Raw genomic sequence first — 10,908 nt, 5'->3', positions numbered from 1 at the left:
GACAACAATGCAACGTTATCCTATGACTCCCCAAGGCAAAGAAGCCTTAGAGAAAGAATTACATCAATTAAAAAGTATTGAACGTCCACGTATTACGGCGGCTATTGCTGAAGCACGTGAACACGGGGATTTAAAAGAAAACGCGGAATACCATGCTGCACGTGAGCAACAAGGTTTCTGTGAAGGCCGTATTCAAGATATCGAAGGTAAATTGGGTGCAGCTCAAGTCATTGATGTAAAAGAGCTAGAGCAAAACGGTCGTGTTGTTTTTGGTGTAACGGTGACTATTGAAAACTTAGATACCGAAGAACAAAAGACCTACATGATTGTGGGCGATGACGAAGCAGATTTCAAAATCAATAAAATCTCTGTCAACTCTCCAATTGCACGTGGTCTTTTAGGCAAGAACGAAGGCGACGAAGCAAAAATTCAAACTCCACAAGGTGAAGTTGAATACGAAATTGTGAGCGTTGAATATCTTTAATTTTTGAATTAAAGATTTAAACCCCTCAAAAGAGGGGTTTTTTATACTCAAGCATTTAAAATCAAAGTATCTCCAAAATGACAATACAAAGAATGGACAACAGAATAATTCAAGCCTTCTACTATGCGATTGGTGGAATCTTTTTGGGAATTCTCGTAGCAATTTCATGGTCACTTTATATCAATAGTCATAGTAGCTCTGTGATGATTATTTTGACCACAACAGCACTTACTTCTATAGCGGGTTTTCTTTTTCCTAATTCGATTCAACACTGGTTCAGATTATTCTGGAATCTGTTTCGCTAGCTCATCGCTTATTCGTAAATTAAACCAATGCTGTGTGATCCGCTATGCATCATAGGGAAACTCCACACAATCCGCTATAATCCACACATCCATACCTTTTGATGCCGACCATGTCTGAACCTTTGATTAACTCCCCTGTCAAACACTGGTGCGAATTCGAATTCATATCGAAAACCGTGAAGAATCCGAACATTCACATTAAAGGGAATTATTCATATTATTCAGCGTATTGGGATCAGGGCTTTGAACGTTGTGTCGTGCGTTATTTACATGACAAACCATCTACGCCTGAAAAACCGATTGACCAACTGCATATTGGCAACTTTGTGTGTTTTGGCGCTGAATGCGTGATTATGATGGGTGGAAATCAACTGCATCGTACCGACTGGATTTCAGCTTTTCCATTTGATACCCGTAGCTTTGTCCCTGCTGGAGATACAATTATTGGTGATGGTTGCTGGATTGGCAGCCGCGCCATGATTATGCAAGGCGTCACACTGGGTGAAGGTGCTGTGGTTGCGACGGGTGCAGTCGTCACCAAAGATGTACCACCTTATGCAATTGTTGGCGGTGTGCCTGCCAAAGTGATTAAATACCGCTTCCCCGAAGAAGACATTCAAAAGCTGCTTATCCTTAAACTTTATGATTTAGATGAAAAGCAGTTTTTAAAGATGCGTGAGCAAATGCAGACGGATGATGTAAACGACTTAGTAAGATATTTTGAAAAATCATTGTAACTATGTCTCATCATTTTTATCCCATAAGTGAGCTTTTAAATATAATTCAAATTGATTAGAGATTTCATTTTGATTTTTAATAATTTTTTGAAGTGAAAACTCAGAATATAATCTCACAAATTCTTGATCATGCTTTTGATGATGCAAGTTCTTCATCTCAATTTCTTTTATTTTTCTCATTAAATCAAAATAGACTTTAGCATCTAGTTTTAATTGATCTTTTACCAATGATTGTAATTGCTCCAAATCTAATCTTTTTAAATCCGTTACGTAACTAGACATGTCCTGTTGTTTACTAATTCCCTCCAATACATTAAGAGTTTTAATAATTTTTTCTGTCAATTTTGTGGGATCCAAAAGCAATGCCAATACAAGAAATATATTCGTTTCAATTAATGGTTTTCTGAGTAGAGCATACTGATTGATTACCTTTTGAAGCTGTCTAGCAGAAAAATAATTATTAAATTGTGCTAAATAAAATACTAAACAAATATCATCCGATTCCTCTCCTACTTTAAATAATAATTCTTTTAAAATTTCAACATGATCAAATTTATTATTGAATAATGGAACTGATATTCTTGGTAATGGAATCATAAAATCAACAAATTTATCCAAATATTCCTCACCTAATTTTTCATCATATCCATAGTTATGACAAATTACTTTTGAAAACTGAGTTTTATCTATAACTAGAACAAAGACAATTTTAGAAATATCAAAGAAATGCTTAATCCTTTCAATCAAACGAATCGCAAAATCAGGACGACAGCGATCCAATTCATCAATAATGAAAACCAAAGGCTTTTCTAGTTTTTCAGCAAGTTTTGCAAGTTCATCTTTAAAATCACGGACTGTTTCTTTTTCAACTTGGTGATTTTCAATCTTCTTTTCAATTTGCTCTTTTACTTTAGCTGTAATTTCTTCACTGGCAGAATCATAAAAATCTTTACCTTCTTTATAAACCTCCTGAATCGCTTCTCCTGCACCACCAAGACCAATCCAATGTAATCCAGCTTTTGCTACGATTAATGGCAAAATTGAGGCTAATGAAATTAATACTGATGCCGTTGTTGAATTAAATTCTTTTACATCTTCCGAGCTAATTTCATCTGAATCCTTAAATGCTTGACTTATCTCCGAGGCAATTGTTAAGAAAGGATCATCCAAATAATCATTTGCAAAAGCATCCAAATAAATTACATCATGATTTTCATCTTCCAGATGCTTTTGCCAATGCCGAACAAACCAAGTTTTCCCCTCTCCCCAACGTGCATCCAAAGCAAGCACAGCACCACAGTTAAGACGATCAACATAGTTCGTTAACTGATTGCCTAAACGTTCCCGATCCCAAAGATCACCTTCCCAAGCAGTTTGAATGTTATCTAAATTCGTTCTATTCCAGTTTAATTGGGTCTGATCAGTCATGTATTGTTTGTTATTAATAAGTTAGCAACATCATACTACGCCTTATAAATGTGACCAAGTTTCACTCATTTACGTCTATTTGAAATAAAAAGATGCCTTATCTTAGCTGTTTCATTTTTCTCACAATTTTTACCCGACTTTAGTACAACAACGCATACTTTTTAGGCAAAAAACATGCTAAGTTAGGTTATGGAATCGACGGTTTATAAAGCCTTATCCTTATGAAAATACTAGGTTTTATAAAGTCAAAATTAGGGTTAGTATAAAAGCATAAACAATAATTTTGAGTCGCAACTCTCAAATAAAACAGCTTCTAGAATGATTGTAATGAAAACAAGGAGTAACACAGATGGCTTATCAAAATATTTTGGTTCCAGTGGACGGTTCAGAAACCTCTTTTGCAGCAGTAAAACAAGCAGCAGAGCTTGCTAAAGCATTTGGCAGCAAAATTACTGTTGTACAAGTGCTTGCTTTAGACCCTTACATTGCAGCCGAATATATTACTGCTGCACAAACCAATGATTTAATTGAACGTGCACGTACTTCTATTCAAGCAACCCTTGAGGAAGCAAAAGCAAAATTTAGCGCTGAAGGTCTGCAAGTAGAAGCACGTCTACTTGAAGGTCAAGTGATTCATCAAGAAATCATTAATGCAGCGAAAGAAACCAATGCCGATTTAATTGTAATTGGTTCACATGGTCGTACTGGACTGAAAAAATTATTCTTAGGTAGCGTTGCACAAAACATTCTTGGCGATACAGGTGTCCCTGTATTGGTGGTTCGCCAATAATTGAATTCATCGACTTGGTCTTACACTCATACTCAGCACTGGGTGTAAGACCTCACTAATCTACTCAATCTCACCATTCCACTGATACTGCTTTAAGCTCACCTTCCCTGCAATCACTGCAATATTTTCCGCCTGTAATTTTACAACTTGTAGATTATCACCATGCGCATCCAATTTGCTTAGGCTAATTTTACCTTGCGAATTAATTACCCGATGCCAAGGCAACTGTGCATCTTCAACTTGCTGCAACACCCGCCCGACTAAACGGGCATGTTTAGGCAAACCCGCCATCTTGGCAACTTGCCCATAGGTCGCGACTTTTCCATAAGGAATTAAAGCCACCACCTGCAAAATTAACTGCGCCAATTCTTTTGAAGATGTTTGCATCACAGACACCTAATAGATATTCCTTTTACCGTTAAAGTATTAGAAGTTTCCTGGGCTTTCCAAACGTTTTACTTCTTGGACTTTTTCAGGATTGTGCACGGCGGCAACGCCATCATCGGCTTTTACATCGACAAAGGCATCAGGGTTATAAATGGTAATGGTTTCATTGCCCGTTGCATCTTCCCCGACAATATATTGAAATCCCTTACGATTCATTTTATGGCATAAACGCTGATACCAGCCTTTAAAGCCCTCTGTTTCTTCATTCGGATTGTAGTAGAAGGCATTCATTACTGCCGGAAGTCCAAGTCCACAGACCAAACCAGATAAAAGTACACTGATAAAGGTATAGCCTATCAGGATACTGCTATATTCACTCAGTTGTGGAATGTTGGCCACTGCCAAAATCAAAGCCAGCGAGATCCCGCCACGGACTCCCCCCCAAGACAGAATCGCTAAACTACCGTTATAACTTTTATTCCGAAAACTTGGGAAAAAGGCAAATGCAAGAAAATTGGCGGCAAATCGTGAAGCATGCAAAATAATGAAGGCAATGATACCGCCCAAAATCAGACTGACACTTAAATCTAAAATAAACAGTTCCAATCCAATTAAAGTGAACAAGAATGAATTGATGATCCCTTCAACGGTATGCCAGAAATGATTCACTTCACGGATTTCACGCTCTTGCAGAATTTCTTTCCATTTATTACCGACAATTAAACCGCCAATCACACAGGCAATCGGTGCAGAAGCATGTGCAAACAATGCAATCAGGTATGAGCCACAAGCCAGTAAAGCCGTTGTTAAAATCAGCGATTCCATTTCATGTTTACCGCGGAGCAATCTGAGAATGGCAAGACCGAAGCCCCAGCCAATAATAATTGCCACCACAATCTCATACAGCAGGGTTTGCAGCGTACCGATTAGACTAAAATGCTCACCTTGCAACACATTCAGTAAGGTCATGAACAAGGCAATACACATGGCATCATTAAATAAGGATTCGCCTTCCAATTTGACCATTAAATGATGCGGTGCACGTACTGAACTTAAAACCCCTTTAATGCCAATCGGGTCTGTCGCTCCCAAGGCTGCGCCCAAAAGCAGCAACACCAATAAGTCGACATGTTGACCGACTAAAAATTGATAACCATAAAGTATAACGCCAAAGAGCACAGCACAGATGACCAGTGCAATACTTGCTAAAATACTGATCGGCTTCCAATAACTTTTTAAATCGGAAACTTTAAACTTCAAAGCAGATGAGGTCAGAATAAAACAGATCACACCGTTAATCAGAAAGTCATAAAAATCGATATGACGCACGGCATTTTCAATATTATGAATATTGATGGTAATAAACTGATTACCATTCAGTAGGCTTGCGCCCCACTGCAAAATAAAGACAAAAATTGCCGAAACAATCGGAACGCCAATCGCCTGCGGGAAACCTAAAATTCGCTTGTTAAAAATCGTCGTCGCAATTGATAATGCAAAAATAACTGTGAAAATTTGAAGAAATAAAAAATTACCCATGCGAGTTCCGAAGCTAACCAAGGGATGAAACCGAGCGAATGAACTCAATGATTTACAAGCTAAATATTGGCTTAAACACTATTGTTTACATTTTTCAGTGTACCGCCTTTTAAAGCGAGCCTCCTAGTTTCGTTAAATTTTTTAACATAAAACTTGTGCAGGATGAAGCAAAGCATTTAGATTGAATTCATACTAAAATGACTCCCCTTTTTGCGCTATACACTTTTAGGATATTGGCTCATCTATGCACCAGACCATTAAAACCGTTTTTCGCCTGTGTTTCGCCGCCAGTATTTTTTTAATTACTTTGGCTCTGGTCTGGACCTGTATCGTCAAAACTTTAGAAATTAAAAATGCTACGCAAGCTTTGTCTCAAGCACAGCAGTTTGAACTGAAATCGACTGCTGCAAAACCGCTCGTCTTGGTCACCAATAACCAAAAGCCTGACGAGTCTGTTTTTATTCTGGTCGCCAACCAAGGTTTTATAGCCAAAATGAGCTGCGAACATTATGCTCAAGACTTGTGTACTGATGCAGAGAATCAAAGCCATCGACGTCAAATAGATGTACTAGGTTTGAAGCAAATTGGGCAGCAGCATTACATTCAACATATTCAACTTCATGACAGCCAAACGCAGAAAGTCAGCCGTTTCGCATATAGCGATGCGCAAATCCAAGCCTTCTTCCAACAAGACATTCAACAATTAAAATATGTGGTGTTCGGCATTGCAATCTTTGCCCTCATCGCGCTGTATGTGAGCTTCCGCATTCTGCGTAACTTTAAGCAGTTCCTACGTAAATAAATTAGCGATCCATTCAAGGAACAGTCATTACAAATAACTTATGTGATGACTGTCCTGCTTCAATCCAGCTCTAAGATTGCGCCATGACTTTTTGTGGCGACAAACTAAAAATTGCCAGCATAGCAATGGCAACGAAACACAGCATCAGGGTGGCCATATTCATTAAGTCGCTCCAGACCAAGAAATTCAGAATCACTCCACCCAGCAAGCCACAGGCAAATTGCATACTGCCCATCACGGCACTGGCTGTTCCAGCACGCGCACCCTGCTCAGACATGGCCAATGCCATGGCATTCGGACCTGTAAAACCAATCCCAGAAACTGCCAAGAACATCCCCACATAGACCAGTTCAATCGGTGCATGTTGCAACATGCCTGCAAGCACCAACACCGAAGCACCTGAAAGCTGAATAAATCCACCAATTTTCAAACGACTAAAGACGGAAAGATGTTTACCCAATTTTTTATTCACAGTGGATAACAGCATGATGCCAAAAGCATTGGAACCAAAAGCGATAGCAAAATGTTGCTGGTTTAAACCATAGCCATTCATCAGCACCGATGCAGATGAGCTGATATAACAGAACAATACCCCACCCGAGAAACAACCTGCCAGCATTGGGATACGGAAACTACGGTCTTGAAAAATAGCAGCGTACAACTGAAAAACCTGAGGCAGACTTAAACGTAAGCGACGTTCAGGCTGTAAGGTTTCTTGAAAGAAAAAATGAATACACAACCAGCATGCAACACCAATTAGCATCAAAAATACAAAGATGGCATGCCAATTAAAATAACTCAGCACCAATGCACCCAAGGTTGGTGCCAAAATGGGTGCTACCCCCATCACAATCATCATGCTGGCAAACGCCTGTGCTGAAGCATTCATATCCAAACGATCACGAATGGCCGCTCGCGCAATGACCACCCCAACACATCCACCCAGTGCCTGTAATACACGTGCTGCGACCAATGCCCATTCATTGGTAGCAAGCACGCACAATAAACTGGCCACAACATATAAAGTTAATCCAAAATACAACGGTTTCTTACGACCAATTCGGTCACTCACAGGTCCATAAATCAATTGCCCAATCGCCAACCCTAAAAAATATGCAGGCAAAGTATTTGCCACCATTTGGGTACTCACCCCAAAATCATGTGCCATTTGCGGCAAAGCAGGCAAATACATATCAATGGAAAGTGGACCTAAGGCGGTTAATAACGCCAATAACATAATCCAAGAGGTCGAATAGGTCTTTGTTGCGGGAGATTGGGGAGTATTCATATTTAATTTTTAACTGCGAAGAAACAAGACAAGCTTACACTCTCCATAGTATTATTTCTTGATCAAAAAAGTGAAATTAATCCTGACTCAAATCTCTTTTTTTGCATAAAGATTTGACCTACGTCTATTGAAGGAAAACACTTGAACACTTGGCTTACTCGTCTGAAGCAAACCACTTATAACACCACTTTTATGTATAACGTGCGCATGATTATTGCGTTCTCTGGTACAGCCTTTGTTCCCTACTTTTTAGGTCACCAACTGGCAACTATCCCACTAACTTTAGGGGTCGTTGCTGCGGGTTTGAGTGATATTGATGATCGCTTCTCGGTACGGCTTTTAAATCTGGTTTATACCTATATTGGTTTTTTTGTTACTGCAACCTCCATTTACTTCCTGTTCCCGCACCCGTTTCTGTTCGCCATTGGGCTAATTATCTCCTGTATCGGTTTTATTTTATTGGGTTCTTTGGGTCGTCGCTACGCCACCATTTCCTATGGTTGTTTGGTCATTTCCGTCTATTCCATGCTGGGTGTGCATCTGTTTGAAGAATGGTATATGCAACCCTCGCTGCTGGTTGCAGGCGCAGCTTGGTATGGAGTGATTTCGACCATCAGTTTCTTGTTGTTCCCTGTGCGCCAAGTGCAGGACAAATTGTCCGAGTGTTATTCCTCACTGGGAAATTTCCTATTTGCTAAATCCAATCTGTTTGATGTGGACATGACACCGCAAAGCTATCAACAAAGCATGATTGATTTGTCATTGGAAAACGGCAAATTGGTGGGCATTTTCAATGAAATGAAAACTGCGTTGCTAACTCGCCTGAAAGGTGACCGTGGTCAGCGCGATACACGTCGCAGCTTGCAATACTATTTTGTTGCGCAGGACATTCATGAACGTGCCGATTCTGCACATATTGATTATCAGATTCTGACCAAAGTGTTTGAACATAGCGATATTCTGTTTCGCTTCCAACGTATTCTCTCCATTCAGGGCAAAGCTTGTAAGGATTTAAGTGAAAGTATCTTGCTGCGCAAGAACTATAAACATAACAAACGCTTTAAGCATGCTTTTCAAAATCTGAAAGTGTCTTTAGAGAAATTACGGGATGACAATCATTATGACCCGATTTGGGTGAATGCCTTGTTTGCACTGTACCAAAACCTGAAGTCAATTGATGCACAACTACGCAACTTGGAAACTGAACAAAATATCGTGTTCGATAAGAGCAAATATATTGAAAATCAGCTCAAAGATGATGACTTAAAAGGTTGGGATGATATTGTCATTCGCATCAAACAGCATCTTACCCCTGAGTCTGTTCTATTCCGTCATGCCATCCGACTTTCGATTGTGTTGCTGGTCAGCTATATTTTTGTACAAGTGACGCAGATTCAATATGGCTACTGGATTATCTTAACCGTCCTGTTTGTCTGCCAACCCAACTTTAACGCCACCAAGCGCCGACTGCGCTTGCGAATCGTTGGCACCTTGGTCGGGATTATTATTGGTGAAGCGGTGTTGTACTTCATTCCTTCGGTGGAAGGTCAATTGCTCTTGCTGATTCTCAGCGGTGTGTTGTTCTTTGAATTACGCAGTAAACAGTATGCGCAAGCAACTGCCTTTATTACCATCTTGGCACTGATTAACTTTAATTTGGATGGTTTAGGTTTTTCTGCGGCCCTGCCCCGCATGATTGATACCCTGATTGGTTGTGCCATTGCTTGGCTCGGGGTGAGTTTCATTTTCCCTGACTGGAAATTCCGTCGCCTGCCACACATCATTCAGCGCAGCTTACAAGCTCAATGTACCTATTTAAATGAAGTCATTCAGCAGTACAAAGAGGGACGCAACAATGGTTTGAATTATCGGGTGGTGCGTCGCGCAGCACACAATACCGATGCGGATGTGGCATCATTGATTTCAACTTTGGCCACAGAACCCGATTTTGACCCAAGCCAAAAAAGTCAGGCATTTGAATTTCTGTGTCTGAATCATACCTTCTTGAGCTATATCGCGGCGCTTGGAGCACATCGTGCACAAATTCGTGATCCTGAAATCCTGAATCTACTGGATCAGGCACTGGATGATATTCGTGGTGCCCTATTGAAAGATGAAATGCCAGATTTGACTGCGCAGAACATGTTGCAAACCATTCGGCAACGTCTCACCCAAGACAAAAAAGAAGATCAATTGTCGTTAATTATTTTGCAGCAATTGTCTTTAATGTTCAGTATCTTGCAACAATTCAGTCATCTCAAACAAAGTTTGAGCAATGAACGTGATGATCAGGCGACTGAATTTGCATCACTTTAAACGGTCTATCCTTACACTTTAGGATAAATCACTTGAGGCTATGTGATGATTTTGCTATTAAAAAAGCAGCGTCTTAGCCGCAATACAATGCATTTATAACGTATCAACCCCGTGTATTTAATGCTAAACTTTCTCCAGTTTTAAATGTGCTCTTTTCACTATGACCGCAAAAAATTTATACGCTTATACGCTACAACCTGTGAACTACGAAATCTCTGAAGCTGAGCAACGTCATGCTCAGATGGTGATTTGGCGTAGTACCAATAAAATTAGCACCAAAGCATGGATGATTATGGGTGCCATCGTAGCTCTTGCGATTTTGGGCATCATCTTATTAAAAAACTACTCGACTATTTTCTGCTGGGTGGCAATTGTAGGGGTGGCTTTATACCTTGCAATTCGTACTTACGGTTTAGAATGGTATGTGAAACGCAAAATGAACGAGTTTCCAGTTCAGGAAATTAAAGGCGTGAAACTTGGGGTACAACCGCACGGCATCGTAATGCGCCAGCAAATGGGCATGCAAGAAGGTGTGGGTGCAATTGGTTGGAAAGACATTTATGAATGGTATAACACACCAGAATTTATGTTGTTGAACTTTAAAGTAAAAGGTCAACAAGGTGCATATATTTTACCTAAACGTATGGACTCACGTAATTTCTCTTTCGAGACCATTCGTAAGCACTTAAATGAATCTGTCGGTGAAGCGAAGAAGATCTAAGCATCTTCCCTTTCCTCTAAAGCCTTCTGAAATATGAAGGCTTTTTTTACGAAACTAATTAAAAACGATAATGAGAATAAATATTATCTGCAAAATCCACATTATCTGCTA

The 10,908-nt window shown here is 39.8% G+C and carries 10 protein-coding genes; 6 read left to right on the top strand and 4 right to left on the bottom strand.

What is annotated here, in order from left to right:
- The first annotated feature begins 7 nt into the window (after positions 1–7).
- Both greA and ACWQ4X_RS03610 read left to right on the top strand, forming a co-directional pair.
- Positions 8–484 (top strand): transcription elongation factor GreA, encoded by a 477-nt coding sequence (gene greA, locus ACWQ4X_RS03615; RefSeq protein ID WP_100243300.1) that lies wholly within the window; start codon positions 8–10, stop codon positions 482–484.
- 415 nt (positions 485–899) lie between these two features.
- On the top strand, positions 900–1,526 hold the full coding sequence (locus tag ACWQ4X_RS03610) for a CatB-related O-acetyltransferase (RefSeq protein WP_457902753.1): 627 nt from the start codon (positions 900–902) through the stop codon (positions 1,524–1,526).
- Here the strand turns inward: ACWQ4X_RS03610 and ACWQ4X_RS03605 are convergent, their stop codons facing one another.
- Positions 1,527–2,954, bottom strand: a complete 1,428-nt coding sequence (locus tag ACWQ4X_RS03605; protein WP_457902752.1) for a KAP family P-loop NTPase fold protein — start codon at positions 2,952–2,954, stop codon at positions 1,527–1,529.
- 349 nt (positions 2,955–3,303) lie between these two features.
- Between ACWQ4X_RS03605 and ACWQ4X_RS03600 the strand changes: the two genes are divergently transcribed.
- Entirely contained in the window at positions 3,304–3,744 is a 441-nt protein-coding gene (locus tag ACWQ4X_RS03600; RefSeq protein WP_100243297.1) for a universal stress protein, read from the top strand.
- 60 nt (positions 3,745–3,804) lie between these two features.
- Here the strand turns inward: ACWQ4X_RS03600 and ACWQ4X_RS03595 are convergent, their stop codons facing one another.
- Together ACWQ4X_RS03595 and ACWQ4X_RS03590 are read right to left on the bottom strand one after the other, a co-directional pair.
- On the bottom strand, positions 3,805–4,131 hold the full coding sequence (locus tag ACWQ4X_RS03595; RefSeq protein ID WP_457902751.1) for an MGMT family protein: 327 nt from the start codon (positions 4,129–4,131) through the stop codon (positions 3,805–3,807).
- Positions 4,132–4,170: 39 nt separating this feature from the next.
- Entirely contained in the window at positions 4,171–5,670 is a 1,500-nt protein-coding gene (locus tag ACWQ4X_RS03590) for a cation:proton antiporter (protein WP_457902750.1), read from the bottom strand.
- 244 nt (positions 5,671–5,914) lie between these two features.
- Between ACWQ4X_RS03590 and ACWQ4X_RS03585 the strand changes: the two genes are divergently transcribed.
- Complete coding sequence (locus ACWQ4X_RS03585; RefSeq protein WP_457902749.1) at positions 5,915–6,472, top strand: hypothetical protein; 558 nt, start codon at positions 5,915–5,917, stop codon at positions 6,470–6,472.
- Between the two features lie 70 nt (positions 6,473–6,542).
- On the opposite strand, the gene ACWQ4X_RS03580 is transcribed toward ACWQ4X_RS03585, so the two are convergent.
- The gene (locus tag ACWQ4X_RS03580; RefSeq protein ID WP_457902748.1) at positions 6,543–7,760 is read right to left on the bottom strand and encodes a multidrug effflux MFS transporter; all 1,218 of its coding nucleotides are present in this window, start codon (positions 7,758–7,760) and stop codon (positions 6,543–6,545) included.
- Between the two features lie 141 nt (positions 7,761–7,901).
- On the opposite strand from ACWQ4X_RS03580, the gene yccS reads away from it, so the two are divergent.
- Together yccS and ACWQ4X_RS03570 are read left to right on the top strand one after the other, a co-directional pair.
- On the top strand, positions 7,902–10,076 hold the full coding sequence (gene yccS / locus ACWQ4X_RS03575; RefSeq protein WP_457902747.1) for a YccS family putative transporter: 2,175 nt from the start codon (positions 7,902–7,904) through the stop codon (positions 10,074–10,076).
- 160 nt (positions 10,077–10,236) lie between these two features.
- Positions 10,237–10,797 carry a YcxB family protein gene (locus ACWQ4X_RS03570; RefSeq protein WP_100243291.1) on the top strand — a complete coding sequence of 187 codons (561 nt, stop codon included), beginning with the start codon at positions 10,237–10,239 and terminating at the stop codon, positions 10,795–10,797.
- Positions 10,798–10,908: the final 111 nt, after the last annotated feature.

It is taken from the genome of Acinetobacter sp. NigerLNRRAM0016, from assembly GCF_054112845.1.
Note: the sequence above shows the minus strand (reverse complement) of the source record. Positions and strands in the feature narration are given on the sequence as shown.